This window comes from Streptomyces sp. TN58 (genome assembly GCF_001941845.1).
Lineage (GTDB): Bacteria > Actinomycetota > Actinomycetes > Streptomycetales > Streptomycetaceae > Streptomyces.
In genome coordinates, this window is the sequence record NZ_CP018870.1 from 3,080,649 (window position 1) to 3,097,704 (window position 17,056).

The following is a 17,056-nucleotide window of genomic DNA, read 5'->3' on the forward strand; positions in this document are numbered from 1 at the left end:
TCAGCGGCCCGTGGCTCGGGGCCAGAAGGCGTCCAGCCATACGAGGGTGTCCCGCATGACGTAGTGGTCGGCGTTCGGGCGGAGCGCGGAGAGCAGGAAGGAGCGGGCGCCCTCGGAGGGCACCCCGAGGACGGTGAGGCGGGGGTCGGGGGCGCCCTCGGCGCCGACGGGGTGGAAGTCCGGGGTGAGGTCGAGGCCGCCCGGCTGGAAGACCTCGCCGTCGGCGGACTCGTTGCGCCACAGCCGCACCAGGCCCCGGCCGAGGAGGTTGCGGTAGAGCGGGAGGGCGTCGAGGCGCGGGTCGAAGCCGTGCATACGGGCCTCGACCAGGACGTCGACGGGCCGGGACAGACCGGTGTGCGGGCCGGTGACCACGGTCTTGCCCGTGGCCTCGTCGTAGCGGGCGCGTGCTCCCGGTCCGGCGCCGACGTCGACCAGTCCGCAGTCGACGAGGGCGGCCATCTTCGCCATGATCTCGGCGGCGGCGCCGTTCGCCAGCCGGTTGTGGTGGCGTACGTAGGTGCTTAGGAAGCGGCGCTGGGAGGCGGGGGTCAGGCCCGCGTGGTCCACGGCGTAGGAGATGACCTGGCGCAGGTCGCGCCACACGCCGTCGGCGGCGGCCTTGTGGGGGTTCCGCAGGTTGCCCTGCCGGGCCCACAGCTGGTCGCGGGCCATGAACGCGGCGACCGACGCGCGGAACTCCTCGGGAGAGGCGGCGGGCGGGACCGGGGAGACGGCGCGGTGCCAGTCGAAGCGGTTGCCGTGGAGGTAGGTCTCCAGGCCCCATGCGGAGTCGAGGGGGTCGGTGACCTGGCCGGGCGGAAGCGACCGGTCGACGCACCGGCGGACCCCGGCCTCGGCCGAGGGCCCGTACACGGTCCTCGTCCAGTGCAGCAGCACGTCGCGGACCGGCCAGGACACGGCGGCCTGGGCCCCGAACAGGGCGCACTTGCCGCGCAGTACGCCCTCCAGGACGTCGGCGATCTCGTCCACGGCGCGTTCCAGCGGGGCGGTCAGGGCGCCGGGTCCGCCGGCGGGCGTGCCGGTCACGAAGGCCAGGTATCCGGGGAGTGCGCGCTGGGTCAGCAGCAGCGCCGCGGCGGGGCCGAAGAGGGTGGTGTAGTGCAGGTGGGCCATCTCCAGGACGACCAGCGGCAGGAGGTCGCGTTCGAAGTCCAGCTGCCGGCGCCCGGTGCCGTCGCCGCCCGGCGGGCGGCCGACGTGGGCGCGCAGCTGGTCGACGGCCTCCCGCGTCAGGAAGGTGCCGGGGTGGTCGCCGCCGCCGTCGCTGGGCTTGTGGTTGTCGGGGCGGGCGAAGGTGAACAGCCCGGAGCCGCTGAACGCCACGACGGCGGCCGGTTCCCGGCCGGAGGGCCGGTAGACCAGGCGCGGGCCGTCCTGGTGGAAGGTGCCGCCGCGGCCCTCGGTGAGGTGCAGGATCGTGTCGATGGCGGTGAGGCCCATGCCGGCGCAGCCGACGACCGTGTCCGGTCCGCAGCTGTCGGCGTCGAGCTGCTCCTCCAGGGGGTACGGGTGCGGTACGTGGCGGGTCGCGCCGGCGGCGGCAAGGCGGTCGGCGGAGCGGTCCGGGTCGTGGTGCGAGTGGCCCGTCAGCAGGAGCACCTCGTCGGCGGTGCGGCGGTCGCCGTCGGCGGTGACGACCTCCAGGCGGTTGCCGCCGGCGGGGGCGATGTCCACGACCTCGGCGTGGTGCAGGTGGAGTTCGGCGCCGGGGTGGCGGCGCAGGTCCGCGGCGAAGGCGTCGAACATGTCGCGCAGGGCCAGCCCGTGGACGTAGCGCTTGGGCCAGTCCTCGGGGCCGAGGTCGAAGTCCGGGTCGCCGGTCTCCTCGTGGCGTCGGCGGCACCACTCGTGCAGGGTGGGGCGCTCGGCGGGCGGACGCAGCGGTCCGGCGCCGGTCACCGTCTCGTCGGCGGCGAAGCCCACCTGGGCGCCGATGCGGTTGAGGTAGCTGGTGCGTGCCTGGTCGGGTGCGTGCGCGCGGCCCGCGCCGAACGCTCCGGTGCGTTCGTAGAGGTGGACCTCCAGGCGGTGGGCCTCCCCCAGCCGGTCGATCGTCGCCGACAGCCGCTCCAGGGCGTACGTGGCCCTGGGCCCGCCACCCACCACGGCGAGCCGGTAGGGCTCGGGCGTCGCCGCGGGTGGGCCGGATGCGTCAGCTCGGGGCGTGGTCACGGGCACCTCATTCGGGGGTCGGGAGAAGATCTGCCGGGGCGCGGCGGCCGGTCGGTCCGTCAGCGGCGGGCCGGCAGGATGCCGGCGAGCGCGGTGAGGAAGCGGTCGATGTCCTGCTCCGTCATCTGGCCCATCGTGGAGAGCCGGAAGAAGTCGGCCGCCAGCTGTTCCTGGGCGCTGTAGATGACGAAGCCCTCCGCGCGCAGGCCGCGGTGCAGTTCGGCGTAGCCGCAGCCGTCGGGGATGCGGACCGCGGTCAGGGAGGCGGCCCGCTGCCCGGGCGGGAGCAGGATCTCCAGGCCGAGTGCTTCCAGGCCGTCGCGCAGCCGCCGCGCGAGGGCGGTGTAGCGGGCGTGGCGGGCCTCCCAGCCCTCGGTGAGGGCCAGGTCGAGGGCGGCGTCGAAGGCGTAGAAGCCGGGGATGGCCGGGGTGAAGGCGGGGGCGTGGGCCTTCTCCTGGGCGGCGTAGTGCCGGTGCAGGTCGAGGTAGTAGCCGCGCCGGGGGTGCCCGGCCAGGGCTTCGAAGGAGGCCCGGGCGGCGCTGACGAAGCCGAGGCCGGGGGCGCCTTCGAGGCATTTGTTGGCGGAGCCGGCCAGCCAGTCGACGCCGTCGGCCGCGAGGGAGAGGCGTTCCGCGCCGATGCTGCTGACGGCGTCGACGACGACCTCGCGGCCGTGGGCGTGGGCGATCCGGGTCACGGCGGCGACGTCGTTGAGCATGCCGCTGCTGGTCTCGTGGTGGACCACGCCGACGTGGGTCAGGCCGGGGTCCGCGGCCAGGGCGCGGTCGACGGCGGCGAGGTCCACGGGGGTGGCCCAGCCCAGTTCGAGCCGGTGGGAGCGGATGCCGTGGGCGTCGGCGATGTGCCGGAACCGTTCTCCGTAGTGCCCGTTGTCGATGACCAGCAGGCCGCCGCCGTGCGGTACGGCCGAGCTGACGGCGGCCTCGACGGCGGCGGTACCGGAGCCGGTGAGGACGACGGAGGCGTGCCGGTCGTCGCCGCCCGCGGCGAGGGTGGTCTTGTGGCGGACGCGGGTGAGGAGGTCGGAGAACTCCGGCTCGCGGTGGCACATGTCGGGTCCGGCGAGCGCGGTGCGTACCCGGTCGTCGGTGATGACGGGGCCGGGGTTCATCAGGACGAGGCGCTGCGGGCGCGCCGGCGTGCTGTCGTTCATCGGGCGATCGCTTCCTTGAATCGGGCTGCCGAGGCGGGCGGGGCGAGGGCCGGGCGGCCGAGGTTCGGGTCCGATCCGGGGGCGATGCGGACGCGGACCAGGTGGGCTCCGCCGTCCTGTTGGGCGTGCAGGACGGCGGCGCGCAGGGCGTCGGCGTCGCGTACGTCGTGGGTGGCGCGGTAGCCGCAGGCGGCGGCGATCGCCGCGAAGTCGACGCCGGCGGAGGCGGTGGGCTGCCCGCCGGTGGACTCGTAGGACTCGTTGTCCAGCAGCAGGTGGCACAGGTCGGTGCCGGAGTGGCGGCCGATGGTGGCCATGGCCTCCAGCCGCATCAGGGCCGCGCCGTCGCCGTCGAGTACGGCGACCCGGCGGTCGGGGGTGTGCAGGGCGACGCCGAGGGCCACGCTGGAGGCGCAGCCCATGGAGCCGACGACGTACAGGTTCTGCGGGCGGTCCCAGTCCCGTTCCAGTTCCCGGGCGGTCTTGCCGGTGGTGGCGACGAGCAGGGTGTCGGGGTCCATGGCGGTGACGATGTGGCCGATCGCCTCGGCCCGCCTCATCAGGGGCGGGCCGGCGGCCGGGGCTGGGGCCGCGGGGGCGGCCTGGTAGGGGGCGACGGCTCCCTTGGGCACGATGAACGCGAAGGGCAGTCCGGTGGTGTCCATGTGCTCGGCGGCCACCCCGAGGCGTTCGGCGAGGAGGGCGGGTTCGTCGGGGAGGACCTCGTTGCGCACGCCCATGGAGGTCAGCATGTCCTGGGTGATCCGGCCCATCAGCTCGTGCTGGGGTTCGTCGGGGCGGCCGGGGCGGCCGCGCCAGGTGACGAGGAGCAGGACCGGCAGGCGCAGGGTGTGGCAGAGGGAGGTCAGCGGGTTGACGGTGTTGCCGAGGCCGGAGTTCTGGAGGATGACCACCGGGCGGCGGCCGGCGAGGACGGCGCCGGCGGCCAGGGCCACCGCCTCGCCCTCGTTGGCGGCGATGACGTACTCCTGCGGGTGCTCGGCCTCCAGGCAGGAGATGACGGGGCCGAGGAAGGAGCAGGGCACGCCGGTGAACGGGCCGTGCCCCTGCTGCCGGAGCAGTTCGACCAGGGTGCGCGCCTGGAGGGCTCCGGCGGTCACTGGCCGCCCTCCCGGGTGGCGAACAGCTCGGCGGCGCGGGCGATGTCGGCCGCGGTCCGCAGCTCCAGCCAGCCGGATCCGATCTCGACCGCGCCGACCCGGTGCCCGGCGGCGAGCAGGTCGGTGAGCAGGTCCGCCAGGGTGCCCTCGGCGCCGTCGGCTCGGCGCTTCTCGGCGACCTGGCGCAGTGCGGCGAAGCCCTGGGCGGAGAAGGCCGCGGCGCCGGCGAACTCGCCGTCCGCCTCGGAGCCGGCGACGGCCAGGACCTCGCTGCCGGAGGCGCCGGTCAGGCGGCGGCCGCCGCGGGCCGTGCAGTCCAGGGTCAGCGGGAGGGCGTCGGGGCGGCGCTCGGCGCCGGGGCCGGCGGACACGTCGACGAGCACGGCGATGTCGCCGCCGGCGGCGACGAGGCGGCGCAGCGGCTCGCCCTCGACGAAGACGTCGCCGGAGATCAGGACGGTGCCGCTGAGGGCGTCGTCGTCCAGGGCGAGTACGGCGCCGGTGGCGTCGGCCTGGGCGGGCAGGACGGTGACGTCCTGCGGGGCGTGCCCGGTGTCGGCGCCCGCGGTCGCGGACACCGACTCGATGTCGGCGCGGCGCAGTGCGGCGCTCTGCTCGGCGAGCAGGCCGGCGGCCGGGGCGGTGGGCCGGCCGGGGACGACGACGGCCCGGGCGCGGCCGGCGTACGGGGTGATGAACTCGGCCTCGTGGCGCTTCTGCAGGGGCATGCCCTGGAGGTCGAACACGGTGGACAGGGGCGCGATGCGGTCCTCGATGCCGGTGGTGCGGTCGTCCCGCAGGATCGAGGCGAAGGTCTCGGTGACGGCGGCGATGCCGGCGCGCAGGCCGTGGTTGGCGTAGATGACCATCTTGGCGCCGGCGTCGGCCAGTTCGGTGGCGGTGATGGTGTGGTAGGTGGTGGGGACGACGACCACGGGGGTGGGCAGGGTCCAGCGTTCGAGGAAGCGCAGGACCGGCTCCGGGGAGCTGCCCTTGGCGTGGATCAGTACGGCGTCCGCGCCGGCCGCCGCGTAGGCCTCGCCGCGGCGCAGTGCCTCGTCCATGCCCCAGCCCGCGATGAGGGCTTCGATGCGGGCGATGACCATGAGGTCCGGGGAGGTCTGGGCGGCCTTGGCGGCGCGCAGCTTGCCGCAGAACTCGGCGATGGAGGCCAGTTCCTGACGGCCCGGTATGAAGCTGTTGACCTTCGGGAAGCGCTTGTCCTCGATGGACACGCCGGCGATCCCGGCCGCCTCGTAGCGGCGGATCATGTTCATGACGTTGTGGGCGTTGCCGTAGCCGGCGTCGCAGTCGGCGACGACGGGGACGTCGACGGCGGCCGCCAACGAGGTCGCGGTGGCGAGGAGTTCGCTCATGGTCAGGATGTCGGTGTCGGGCACGCCCTGGGAGGCGGACACCTCCAGGCCGCTCGACCAGACGCCGTCGAAGCCGGCCCGTTCGGCGAGGCGGGCGCCGAGCGGGTTGTGCGCGCCGATGATGCGTACGGTGCCCGGGCGGGCGAAGAGGTCGCGGAGCTGCCGGGCTCCGGTCGTCCTGTGGTCCCCGCGTGCCTCTGTCGTCCCAGTAGTCATGCCGATTCTCCTGTTTTCCGCATTCGTGCGTGAGGGGGCGCAGCATCATCGGGGCGGCCCACATAATGCAATTGCCGGTGATTCGAATTGGTCGGGGTGGATGGAGGGGCTGGATGTGCGGCCCGCGGCCCGCGGCCGGAGGTCATACGGTGACGGCCGTGAATACCAGGCCGTCGGCCACCAGCCATCGGCCGTCGAAATGCCGGACGGTACGGCCGGCCACTTCCGGGCCGTCCACGAGCAGGCGTGCGTGGAACACGCCGTCGGTGGTGGCCGGGCCCGGTTCCGGGTGGAAGCGCAGTTCCGCCTGGGTGAAGTCGAGCCAGCGCCCGGTGAGCGGGAACCACGTCTTGTAGACGGACTCCTTGGCGCTGAAGAGGACCGTGTCCCAGTGCAGGCCGGGCCTGGACCGGGCCAGGGTCCGCAGCCGGACGCGCTCGTGCGGGAGCGCCACGGCCTCCAGGACTCCCGGGGGCAGCGGGACGTGCGGTTCGGCGTCGATGCCGATGCCCGTCAGGTCGGTGGACCGGGCGGCGGCTGCCGCCCGGTAGCCGTCGCAGTGGGTGATGGCGCCGGCCACCCCCGCGGGCCACAGCGGTTCTCCGGAGCCGCCCACGGGCAGGGGCCCGGCGGGCACTCCCAGGCGGTCCAGGGCGCGGCGGGCGCAGAGCCGTCCGGTGGCGAAGGTCCGCCGGCGCCCTTCCGAGGCGCGCGCCACGGCCGCCCGCTCCTGCGGGTGGAGGCGGGATACGGCTTCGGGTGGGTCGGTGTACTGCGCCGCGGCGGCGACGTACGCGGGCAGGATCCGCTCGATCACTTGGTGCGCCCCCTGCCCGGGTGCTCCGCGCCCGCCCGGCCGGGGCCGGCGAACAGGCCGGCCACCGCGCCGAGGGCGGCGACCGCCGCGGTGGCGAGCAGGGCGTGCTGCATGCCCTCCAGGAACACGGTCCGGGAGATGTCCGTGAGGGCGGCGTGCGCCATGTCCACGGTCCCCGGCTCCGGCGCGAGGCCCACGGCCACCGCGCGTACGGCCGTGTCCAGGGCGCCGGGGGCGATCCGGGCGCCCTCCGCGGCGAGGGCCGCGGGCAGGGCGGAAGCGGCGTGGGCGGCGACGAGGGCGCCCGCGGTGGCGGTGCCCAGGCTGCCGCCCACCTGCATGGCCGTCTGCTGCATGCCGCCGGCGACTCCGGACAGTTCGACCGGTGCGCTGGTGATGACGAGCTTGGTGGCGCCGACCATGACCGGGCTGAAGCCGAGTCCGAGCAGCAGGAAGCACAGCGTCGTCTCCGCCGTGCCGGACTGCGCGTCGAGGCGGGACAGGGCGCACATGGCCGCCGCGGTCACCAGCAGTCCGGCGACCACCGGGGCGCGGGGCCCGGACCTGCTGATCCACATCGCGGCGAAGGGCGCGCCCACGATCATCAGCAGGGTCAGCCCCAGGACGCGGACGCCGGACTCGGCCGGGGCCAGCCCGAGCACGTTCTGCAGGTAGAAGATCAGGACGAACGGCGCGCCGAACATCACGAAGGACATGGCGAGCATGGCAAGGACGCCGACGCTGAAGCGGACCGAGCGGAACAACCGCGGCGGTACCAGCGGGTCGGGGGTGCGTCGCTCCCACCAGGTGAAGAAGGCGCCGAGGAGCAGCGCGGCGGCCAGCAGGGCGAGGGTGCGGCCGTCGGGGCGGCCCTGGTCGGCGACCGTGGCCAGGCCTGCGACGAACAGGCACAGCGCGGCGCCCAGTACGGCCATGCCGGTCAGGTCCAGGCGGCCGGGCGGCCGTTCGGCGCGTACGTCGCGCAGGACGGTGGCGCCGAGGGCCAGGGCGATCGCGCCGAGCGGTACGTTCAGGAAGAACACCCAGCTCCATGAGGCGTGTTCGACGAGCAGGCCGCCGACGACGGGGCCGGCCGCGGTGGACGCGGCGATGACGGCGCTGCGCACGGCGATCGGCATGTTGAGCCGCTCGGCCGGGAAGGCGGTGCGCAGCAGGCCGAGGGTGGCGGGCTGCATCAGCGCGCCGAAGACGCCCTGCAGGACGCGCAGCGTGATGACCCAGCCGAGGCTGCCGGAGGCGCCGATGGCCACCGAGGCGGCCGTGAAGCCGGCGGCGCCGACGAGGAAGACGGTGCGGTGGCCGTAGCGGTCCCCGAGCCGGCCGGCGGCGATGAGCAGGGCGGCGACGGCGAGCAGGTAGCCGTTCGTCACCCACTGGATGCCGGTCAGGCTCGCGTCGAGGTCGGCCTGCATGGCGGGCTGGGCGACGGTGACGATGGTGCCGTCGAGCGAGACCATCATGGCCCCGACCGACAGGGTCAGCAGGGTCAGCCAGGGGTGGCCCCGTACCCCGCGGCGCGGCTGGGAGGGCGGGCCGCCCTGCCCCTCCGCGGCCGCGGTGTGTCCGGTCGCCCTGCTCATGTCAGGAGCTCACCCGGCTGTCCGGGGGCGGCCGCGGCGGTCGTCCGGCCGGAGCCGTCGCGCTTGCCGGCGCCGTCGCGGCCGCCGGCGCCGTCCTCGGCGGGCTTCCAGCCGGGCGGGCCGAAGACGTAGCCGAGCTTGTGGCGCATCGTGCGCGCGCCGCGCACGTCGCGGAACATGTTGGCGAACTCGTGGACCTGGATCTTCCAGATGGAGAAGGTCTCGATCTGCTTGGTCAGGCCGTAGGTGGGGCGCTGCACCTCGGGCTGGAAGGTGCCGAAGATGCGGTCCCAGAGGATGAGGATGCTGCCGAAGTTCTTGTCCAGGTATTCCGGGTCGTTGCCGTGGTGCACGCGGTGGTGCGAGGGCGTGACGAAGACGTACTCGAACCAGCGCGGCATCTTGCCGATCTTCTCGGTGTGCGCGAAGAGCCCGTACACGAGGTGGGCCGAGTGCATCGTGAAGACCAGCGCCGGGTGCACGCCGAGCAGCGGGAGCGGCAGCCAGATCATCTTCTCGAACCACTGGGCCCACTTGCGGCGCAGCGCGGTGGAGAGGTTGAAGTACTGGCTGGAGTGGTGGACCTGGTGTCCGGCCCAGATGAGCCGGATGCCGTGCGCGGCGCGGTGGTACCAGTAGAGGAGGAACTCCACGCCGAAGAAGAGGACGACCCAGGTGGTCCAGGACGAGGACGACAGGTGCCAGGGCGCCACGTACTCGTACACGAGCAGGTAGAGCGCGAGCGCCACGGTCCGCAGCATGGTGGACGAGAACAGGGCGCCGAAGCCCGTGAGGATGCTCGCCCGGTGGTCCCGCAGGTCGTATCCGGGCCGCTCGTCGTGGTCGTCGCCGAACTTGATCGCCAGCATCTCGATCACGATCAGCAACGCCATGGCGGGCAGGGCGTAGACCGCTGGATCGTGCAGCCGGTCTATGACCTTATCGAGCATCGCTCTCTCCTCGTTTCGACTTCCGCAAAAGCCTAAACACGCTCCCTAAAAAGCCCCCTAAAGCCCGCCTTAACTTCCGCCTACACCCGCACAACTCCCCTGCCGGCCGAACTGTTTAGTGGCGTTTTAGCATCCCCCGGGTACGCTCGCCGTCGGCTTGGCAGGGAAATCGCAATTTCCGGATCGTCGCCACTTTTTCGAGGAACTGGCCGCAATGATCCAGGAACGGGGTGCGAATGGGCGGGAACGGTCTCGCGGTCCGCATGGAGCGGCCGGCCCGCGGCTCCGGCCCGGTGCGGGTGCTCGCCCTGCACGGGCTGGCCGCCAGCGCGACCACCTGGCGGGCCTTCGGCGAACACGCCGCGGACGACGTGGAGTTGTGGACGGCGGAACTGCCGTGGGGAGTCGGCGGGCCGACCTCGTGGAGCCACCGCGGCGAGAGCGCCGAGTGGATCGGCCGCGCCCTGGACGCGGTGCCCGGCGGCGCCGACGTCCTCGTCGCGCACTCCTTCTCCGCCGTCCTCGCGGTCGAGCACCTCGCCCGCGCCCCGCGCGCCGGACGGCCCCGCGCCCTGGTCGCCGTGTCGCCCTTCCACCGCCGGGACCCCGCCGACTTCCGCTGGGACGACGCCGGCCACTACCTCGGCATCTTCCAGGAGGTCTTCGAGGAGGCGCTGGGCGCAGCCTCGGCGCGGCGGCTGTCCCCGCAGACCCGCCGGGACATGGCGCTGCTCGTGCGGGACCGGGTCGGCCCCTACGGCTGGACGCGCTTCTGGGAGAGCTACCTGCGCAGCCCCTTCGTGGACGTCGGCGGCCTCGACCTGCCGGTGCTCGTCGTGGCCGGGGAGCAGGACCGCTTCGCGCCGCCGCGGGAGGCCGGTCTGCTGGCGGCCGCGCTGCCGCAGGGCCGGCTCGAACTGATGGGGGACTGCGGGCACTTCCCGATGACCGAGCGGCCGCGGCCGTTCGCCGACGCCGTACACCGGCTGATCGCCGGGTCGGTCGCGCAGCCGTACGCGGCTCCCACGAGAGTGAGTTGACCTTTGCGCCCCTCTGCCACCCCCGAGGTCCTCGTGACCGGAATCGGCGCCGTCAGCTGCCTCGGCGCCACCGCCGGCGAGTTCTGGACCGGACTGAAGGCCACCGCCTCGCGGCCCGCTCCCGTACCGGGCCTGACCGAGCACGTGCCCGACGTACTCGCCTACCAGGTGTCCGACGGCGGGCCCCGTACGCCGGACGCGTCGCCCGGCGCCCTGGGCCGTGCCGCGCGCTTCGCACTGACCGCCGCCCGCGAGGCGGTCGCCGACGCCGGCCTGACCGCGGCCGAGGTCGCGGAAGCCGCCGTGGTGATCGGCACGGCCGTCGGCGAGAGCGGCGGCCGCGAGGGCCGCCACGACGGCGGGGGCCCGTCGGACGGAACTCCCCCGTCGGCGGCGGGCACGTGGGAGCCCATGTTCTCCGTCGCCTCCGCGGTCGGCGCCGAACTCGCCACCTTCGGGCCGAACATCAGCGTGAGCAACGCCTGCGCCGCGAGCGGCTACGCGCTGTCCGTCGCCGTGGACCTGATCCGCCGCGGCGAGGCCGACACCGTGCTGCTCGGGGGTGCGGAGGGCATCGCCCGGGTGCCCCTGGCGAGCTTCAGCCGGCTGGGCGCCGCCGACCCGGAGGCCTGCCGGCCCTTCGACGCCGACCGCCGGGGCACCGTCTTCGGCGAGGGCGCCGCCGTGCTGGTGCTGCAGTCCGCCCGGGCCGCGGCCGGCCGCCCCGTCTACGGCAGGGTGCTGGGAACCGCCTGGAGCTGCGACGCCCACCATCCCACCGCGCCCGATCCCGGCGGGGAGCAGCTGGTACGGGTGGCCCGGGCCGCCCTGGAGGAAGCCGGGCGCGGTCCCGGCGACGTCGGCTGCGTCATCCCGCACGGCACCGGCACCCGGCAGAACGACGTGGTCGAGTACCAGGTCCTGCGGGAGGTCCTCGGCGAGCGCGCCGCGCACACCCCGCTGTTCAGCCTGAAGGCGTTCATCGGGCACACGGCGGGTGCCGCCGCCGCCTTCGCCGCCGTGTCCGCGGCGCTGATGGCCCGGCACGGGGAGATCCCGGCGAACATCGCGCTCGGCCGGCAGGACCCGCAGTGCCCGGTCTGGCTGCCACAGGACGGCCCGACCGCGCTGCGGCAGCCGAACGTCCTGGTCAACGCGTACGCGTTCGGCGGGAGCAACTTCTCGATGGTGTTCGGGGGCGGGGCACTGTGACGCGGGGTGTCGTGGTGGCCGAGTCCGTCGTCCACGGTGCGGGAGTGGTCCTGCCTCCGGAGGGGACCGGACCGGCGGAGAGCTGGTTCGACCACCGGGCGCGGCTCGGCCGCGGCTACAAGTACCTGCCGCCCGCCTGCCAGTACCTGCTCGCGGCCGCCCGGACGGCGCTGGAGGCCTCCGGCCGGGGGCCGGACCCGCACGCCCCGGACACGGTCACGGCCGCGGCGCCGGAGCTGCGCGGCGCCGTCGTCGGCACCAACAGCGCCGTGGCGGCCCTGCACGAGGCGATCGACGACACCGTCCGCCGCGAGGGGGCGTCGGCGCTGAGCCCGATGACCGTGCCGTACTTCTCGGTGAACCTCGTCGCCGGCCGCCTGTCCACCGAGCACCTGCTCAAGGGCTTCAACCTGACCGTGACCTCGCCGCGGGTGGCCGGGGTGGAGGCCCTGCACCTGGCCGCCCTGGAACTGGCCGCGGGCCGCGCCGCCGTGACCCTTGCGGGGGCTGCGGAGGCACCCGACCCGCGGGCCGGCGACGCCGAACCGGAGGCGGGCGCGGCGCTGTTCGTGCTCCGTCCGGGCGGCGGGCCCGTACCCGCCGGCGGCGCGGTGCTGCGGACCGTACTGCGCTTCGTCCCCCCGTCGGCGCCGGCCGCCGCGGAGGGCCGCCGCCGCGCCCTGGACTCCGTACGGCAGGCCCTGGACGCCCTGCGCGCCGACGGGCCGGCGCCGGACGAGGTCGAGCTGCTGGCGGACCCCTCGCCCGTCGGCGACGCCGTCGCCGACGCGCTGCGCTCCTGGTGCGCCGACCTCGCCCCGGTGTCCGTGCGCCGGTCCGGGGCGCGGGCCGGCGCCCTGGCCCCGGTGGTCCGGCTGGCGGCGCGCCCCCTCGCGGCGGGCGCCGGCCGCCGGCTCGTCGTCACCGCCTCCCGCGCGGGCAACCTCGCGTTCGCCACGGCGCACACCCCTGAACACACCGACTGAGAGGTACGCATGCTGACTTCCCTCAAGGGCTCCTGGTGCCTGATCCTGGGCGCCTCCAGCGGCATGGGGCGGGCCACCGCCCTGGCCATGGCCAGGGAGGGCGCCAACGTCTTCGGCGTCCACTTCGGCACGGCCGCCCAGCAGGAGGAGGCCGACGAGCTGGTGGCCGAGCTGCGCGCCACGGGCGTCCAGGTGTCCTTCCACAACTGCAACGCCGCGAGCAGGCAGACCCGCGCCGAACTGGTGCCCCTCCTGGCGGAACTGGCCGGGCCGGGCGGCGTACGGGTGCTGCTGCACTCCCTCGCCTTCGGCAGCCTGCTGCCCTTCCTCCCGCAGGAGGGGCAGGAGGACGTCATCACCCCCCGCCAGATGGACATGACCGTCGACGTCATGGGCCACAGCCTCGTGTACTGGGTGCGCGACCTGTACACGGCCGGGCTGCTGCCGCGCGGCGCGAAGGTGTTCGCCCTCACCAGCCGCGGCGACGGCCGGGTGATGCCCAGCTACGGCGCCGTGTCCGCCGCCAAGTCCGCCCTGGCCTCGCACGTCCGCCAGCTCGCCGTCGAACTGGCGCCCTCCGGCGTCGCGGTGAACGCCCTGCGCGCCGGCCTGACCCTGACCCCGGCGCTCCAGCGCATCCCCGGCAGCGACGGCCTGGCCCGCTACGCCGAGGGAGCCAACCCGCACGGCCGCCTGACCGTGCCCGAGGACGTCGCCGAGGCCGTCGTCATGCTCTCGGCCTCCGACTCGTCGTGGATGACCGGCAACGTCATCGACGTCGACGGCGGCGAAGGCCTCGTCTGACCCTCCCCGTACCGCCCGCACACCCACCCCAGGAGACAACGACCATGCCCGAGCAGACCACCAGCGCCGCCGTACTGGACACCGAGGACCTCCGCTCCACCATCGCGGAGATCCTCGACGTCGATCCCTCCGAGGTGACCGACACCGCCGACTTCAAGGAGGACCTCGACGTCGACTCCCTGCTGGCGCTGGAGATCCTCGTCACCCTGGAGCGCAAGTACCAGGTGAAGATGGAGGAGTCGAACCTCCAGCTGATGCGGTCCTTCAAGGTCGTCCACGACCTGCTGGCCGAGAAGCTCGCCGCCTGATGCCGCAGGACACGCGCAGGGTCGCGGTCGTCACCGGCGGGTCCCGCGGCATCGGCCGGGCCGTCGTGGAGCGGTTCCTGTCCGACGGCTACGACGTCGGCTACTGCTACCGCTCCCGGCCCGCCGACGCCGACGCGGTCGAGCGCCTCGCCGCCGAGCACGGCGGCCGGGTCTTCGACGCGTCCGTGGACGTGACCGACCCCGACGCCGTACGCGGCTTCCTGGAGGGGACGCAGGAGCGGCTGGGGGCGATCGACGCACTCGTCACCAACGCGGGCATCGTCCGTGACGGGCCGCTGGTGACGATGGGCCAGGACGCCTGGACCAGCGTCATCGACACCAACCTGACCGGCACCTACAACGTGTGCCGGGCCGCCGTCTTCGCCCTCATGAAGCAGGGCCGGGGAAGCATCGTCACCGTGTCGTCCGTGGCGGGCGTCAGCGGCAGCGCCACACAGGCCAACTACGCGGCCTCCAAGGCCGGGATCATCGGCTTCACCCGGTCGCTGGCCAAGGAGGTGGCCCGCTTCGGGGTCCGCGCCAACGTGGTGGCGCCGGGCCTGATCGCGACGGACATGACGGACGGCATGACGGCGAAGGCCCGCGACGGCGTCATCGCCTCGATCCCGCTGCGCCGGATCGGCACCGCGTGGGAGGTGGCCGACACCGTGGCGTTCCTCGCCTCGGACCGCGCCGCCTACATCACGGGACAGGTGATCCGGGTCGACGGCGGCATCGGCGACTGAGGGAGTGCGGTGATGGCAGCGATGGCAGCGCAGACGGGGCCCGTACGGGTCGTCGTGACCGGGCTCGGCGTGCTCACGCCGATCGGCACGACCGTGGCGGGCTTCTGGGACGCCGCGGTCCGCGGGGTGGTGGGCACGGGCCCGCTGACCCGCCCCGACGCGGCCGACTTCCCGGCCGCGCTGGCCGGCGAGGTCGCCGGCTTCGACGCGCCGCGGGCCGGCGGGCGGCGCAGCCTGGCGCTCGCCGGGGCCGCGGCCGACGCGGCCGCCGCCGACGCCGGGATCTCCCGGTGGGCCGGCGACCCGTACCGGGCCGGCGTCTGCCTGGGCACCCTCCTCGGCAGCCGCGCCGGGCTCGAACCGGCCGTGACCGGCTTCCACCGAGGCGACGGCACCGGCCAGGCGCCCGGCCCGGGGCCGGCGCCGGACCTCACCGACGCGGTGGCCCGCCGACTGGGCTTCCGCGGACCGGGCCTGGCCGTCGCCACGGCCTGCGCCTCGGGCAACAGCGCGCTCGCCCACGCCGCGGACACCATCCGGGCGGGACGCGCGGACGTGATGATCGCCGGCGGCGTCGACGAACTGTCCAGCGGCATCATGATGATGTTCTCCAGCCTGCGCTCGCTGGCCCCCGACTTCCTGCGGCCCTTCGACCGCGACCGCGCGGGGCTCATCGTCTCCGAGGGGGCGGCCGCCCTGGTCCTGGAGTCGTACGAGCACGCCCGCCGGCGCGGCGCGCACGTCCACGCCGAACTCGCGGGCTGGGCCTCGGCGTCGGACGCCCACCACATGACTGCCCCGCACCCGCAGGGCAGCGGCGCCCGCCGCTCCATGCTGCGGGCCCTGAAGTCCGCCGGGATCTCCCCCGACCGCGTCGACCACGTCAGCGCCCACGGCACCGGCACCCCCTCCAACGACCGCGTCGAGGCACAGGCCCTGCGGGACGTCTTCGGCCCCCGCACACCGGCCGTGACCTCGCTGAAGGGGGCCCTCGGGCACACCCAGGGCGCGGCCAGCGCCATCGAGGCGGTGGCCTGCGTCCTGGCGCTGCGCGACGGGGTGGTCCCGCCCACGGCCAACCTGGTCGACCTGGACCCCGAGTGCGATGTCGACGTCGTCCGCGGCCAGGCGCGCGAGACGCCGGTGCGGGTCGCCGTCAACAACGCGTTCGGCTTCGGCGGCAACACCGCCTGCACCGTCTTCACCCGCATGAGCACAGCAGGGAGCGCACGATGAGCCCCACGGCCGCCGTCACCGGCATCGCCCTGGCCTGCCCGCTCGGCGGCGGCCTCGACGCGACCTGGGAGGCGCTGCTGGCCGGGCGGACCGGCCTCACACCGGCCGCCGCCACCGACGGCCTGTACCCGGGCGCGGTGAAGGCGACGGCCGGCGCGCTCGCCGACGACCTGCCGGACGTACCGGCCTTCGGCCGCAAGCGGCTGCGCGCGCTCAGCCGCGAGTCCCTGCTGGTCTCCCGGGTCGGGATGCTCGCCTGGCAGGACGCCGGATTCGGACCGGACACGGCCCCGGACCCGGAGGAGACCGCCGTCGTCCTGGGCACGGCCGCCGGCGGCCTGACGGGCTACCTCCGGGTGATGCGCGACGGCCTGACCCTCGGACCGGAGCTGGTCAGCCCGTACGCCGGCCCGCAGGGCAGCCTGAACGCCGCGGCCTCGGACCTGTCCATCGCCGCCGGCGCCCAGGGCAGCATCGTCACCGTCACGGCCGGCCGCTGCTCCGGGGCGCACGCGCTGACCGTCGCCGCCGACCAGGTCCGTACGGGGCAGGCGCAGGCCGTGCTCGTCGCGGCCGTGGACGTACTGGACCCGCTGCGGCTGGCCGCCGGTGAACGGGCGGGCACGCCCCGGCCGTTCGGCACGGACCGGGCCGGCGCCCCTCCCGGCGAGGCCGCCGTCGTACTCGTCGTCGAGGACGTCGCGCGGGCCCGGGCCCGGGGCGCGCGGGTGCACGCCGAGATCGCGGGCGTGAGCACCCTGCGCGGCGGCGCCGACGGCGCGAGCGCGGCCGCCCCCGCCGTCGCCGCGGCCCTGCGCGAGGCCGGCGTCGCGGCCGGGGACCTCTCCCTGGTCTGCTGCTCCGCCGCCGGCGACCCGTACGTCGACCGCGCCGAGGCCTTCGCCGTGCACGGGGCCGTCGGCGCCGCCACTCCCGTCCACAGCCCCTTCGGCGCCCTCGGGGACTGCGCGGGCGCCACCGCCCTGCTCCAGGTCGCGCTGACCGCGAGGGCCCTCGCCGACCGGTGCGCCCCGCCCACCGCGAACTGGGGCGGCCCCGATCCGGACCTGCCGGCCGTCGCCGCCTCGGACGGGCCGCGCGACCTGGCGGGCGGGCCCGCGCTGGTCCTGACGGCCGACGCGGACGGCCAGGCCTCGGCCGTGGTGCTGCGCACCCCGTAGGCCCGCGGGCCTCGTCCGCCGGCCCGCCCGGCTCACCCGGCCCGCCCGGCCCGCGTACCAGAAGCCATGAACGAACCAGGGAGATCCGGAC

The 17,056-nt window shown here is 75.0% G+C and carries 15 protein-coding genes; 8 read left to right on the plus strand and 7 right to left on the minus strand.

What is annotated here, in order from left to right:
• The 7 genes from BSL84_RS13960 to BSL84_RS13990 form a co-directional block, all read right to left on the minus strand.
• Positions 1–2,196, minus strand: a complete 2,196-nt coding sequence (locus BSL84_RS13960; protein ID WP_075970447.1) for an FAD/NAD(P)-binding protein — start codon at positions 2,194–2,196, stop codon at positions 1–3.
• A 59-nt stretch (positions 2,197–2,255) separates the two neighbouring features.
• Complete coding sequence (locus tag BSL84_RS13965) at positions 2,256–3,371, minus strand: 2-aminoethylphosphonate aminotransferase (RefSeq protein WP_075970448.1); 1,116 nt, start codon at positions 3,369–3,371, stop codon at positions 2,256–2,258.
• Complete coding sequence (gene aepY / locus BSL84_RS13970; protein ID WP_045321446.1) at positions 3,368–4,492, minus strand: phosphonopyruvate decarboxylase; 1,125 nt, start codon at positions 4,490–4,492, stop codon at positions 3,368–3,370. Before aepY ends, BSL84_RS13965 begins: the two co-directional genes overlap by 4 nt.
• Positions 4,489–6,084: an isocitrate lyase/phosphoenolpyruvate mutase family protein gene (locus BSL84_RS36505; protein ID WP_075970449.1), complete on the minus strand. Its 1,596-nt coding sequence runs from the start codon at positions 6,082–6,084 to the stop codon at positions 4,489–4,491. The genes aepY and BSL84_RS36505 overlap by 4 nt, the downstream gene beginning before the upstream one ends.
• Positions 6,085–6,226: 142 nt before the next feature.
• Positions 6,227–6,901, minus strand: a complete 675-nt coding sequence (locus BSL84_RS13980; RefSeq protein ID WP_030032501.1) for a 4'-phosphopantetheinyl transferase family protein — start codon at positions 6,899–6,901, stop codon at positions 6,227–6,229.
• Entirely contained in the window at positions 6,898–8,502 is a 1,605-nt protein-coding gene (locus BSL84_RS13985) for an MFS transporter (protein WP_075970450.1), read from the minus strand. The genes BSL84_RS13980 and BSL84_RS13985 overlap by 4 nt, the downstream gene beginning before the upstream one ends.
• Complete coding sequence (locus tag BSL84_RS13990) at positions 8,499–9,452, minus strand: sterol desaturase family protein (protein ID WP_045321443.1); 954 nt, start codon at positions 9,450–9,452, stop codon at positions 8,499–8,501. Before BSL84_RS13990 ends, BSL84_RS13985 begins: the two co-directional genes overlap by 4 nt.
• Before the next feature lie 236 nt (positions 9,453–9,688).
• On the opposite strand from BSL84_RS13990, the gene BSL84_RS13995 reads away from it, so the two are divergent.
• The 8 genes from BSL84_RS13995 to BSL84_RS14030 are packed head-to-tail and all read left to right on the plus strand — an operon-like array spanning position 9,689 to position 16,965.
• Positions 9,689–10,492 carry an alpha/beta fold hydrolase gene (locus BSL84_RS13995; protein WP_079273190.1) on the plus strand — a complete coding sequence of 268 codons (804 nt, stop codon included), beginning with the start codon at positions 9,689–9,691 and terminating at the stop codon, positions 10,490–10,492.
• A 3-nt stretch (positions 10,493–10,495) separates the two neighbouring features.
• On the plus strand, positions 10,496–11,704 hold the full coding sequence (locus tag BSL84_RS14000) for a beta-ketoacyl-[acyl-carrier-protein] synthase family protein (RefSeq protein WP_045321442.1): 1,209 nt from the start codon (positions 10,496–10,498) through the stop codon (positions 11,702–11,704).
• 14 nt (positions 11,705–11,718) lie between these two features.
• Entirely contained in the window at positions 11,719–12,690 is a 972-nt protein-coding gene (locus BSL84_RS14005) for a beta-ketoacyl synthase N-terminal-like domain-containing protein (RefSeq protein ID WP_159393520.1), read from the plus strand.
• A gap of 9 nt (positions 12,691–12,699) precedes the next feature.
• Complete coding sequence (locus tag BSL84_RS14010) at positions 12,700–13,494, plus strand: SDR family oxidoreductase (protein WP_030032568.1); 795 nt, start codon at positions 12,700–12,702, stop codon at positions 13,492–13,494.
• A gap of 44 nt (positions 13,495–13,538) precedes the next feature.
• On the plus strand, positions 13,539–13,802 hold the full coding sequence (locus BSL84_RS14015; RefSeq protein ID WP_030032567.1) for an acyl carrier protein: 264 nt from the start codon (positions 13,539–13,541) through the stop codon (positions 13,800–13,802).
• Positions 13,802–14,548 carry a 3-oxoacyl-ACP reductase FabG gene (gene fabG / locus BSL84_RS14020; protein ID WP_030032566.1) on the plus strand — a complete coding sequence of 249 codons (747 nt, stop codon included), beginning with the start codon at positions 13,802–13,804 and terminating at the stop codon, positions 14,546–14,548. Before BSL84_RS14015 ends, fabG begins: the two co-directional genes overlap by 1 nt.
• A 12-nt stretch (positions 14,549–14,560) precedes the next feature.
• A complete protein-coding gene (locus tag BSL84_RS14025) occupies positions 14,561–15,784 on the plus strand; it encodes a beta-ketoacyl-[acyl-carrier-protein] synthase family protein (RefSeq protein ID WP_045321441.1) in 1,224 nt (407 codons plus the stop codon).
• Entirely contained in the window at positions 15,781–16,965 is a 1,185-nt protein-coding gene (locus BSL84_RS14030; protein ID WP_075970452.1) for a beta-ketoacyl synthase N-terminal-like domain-containing protein, read from the plus strand. The genes BSL84_RS14025 and BSL84_RS14030 overlap by 4 nt, the downstream gene beginning before the upstream one ends.
• Positions 16,966–17,056 lie beyond the last annotated feature (91 nt).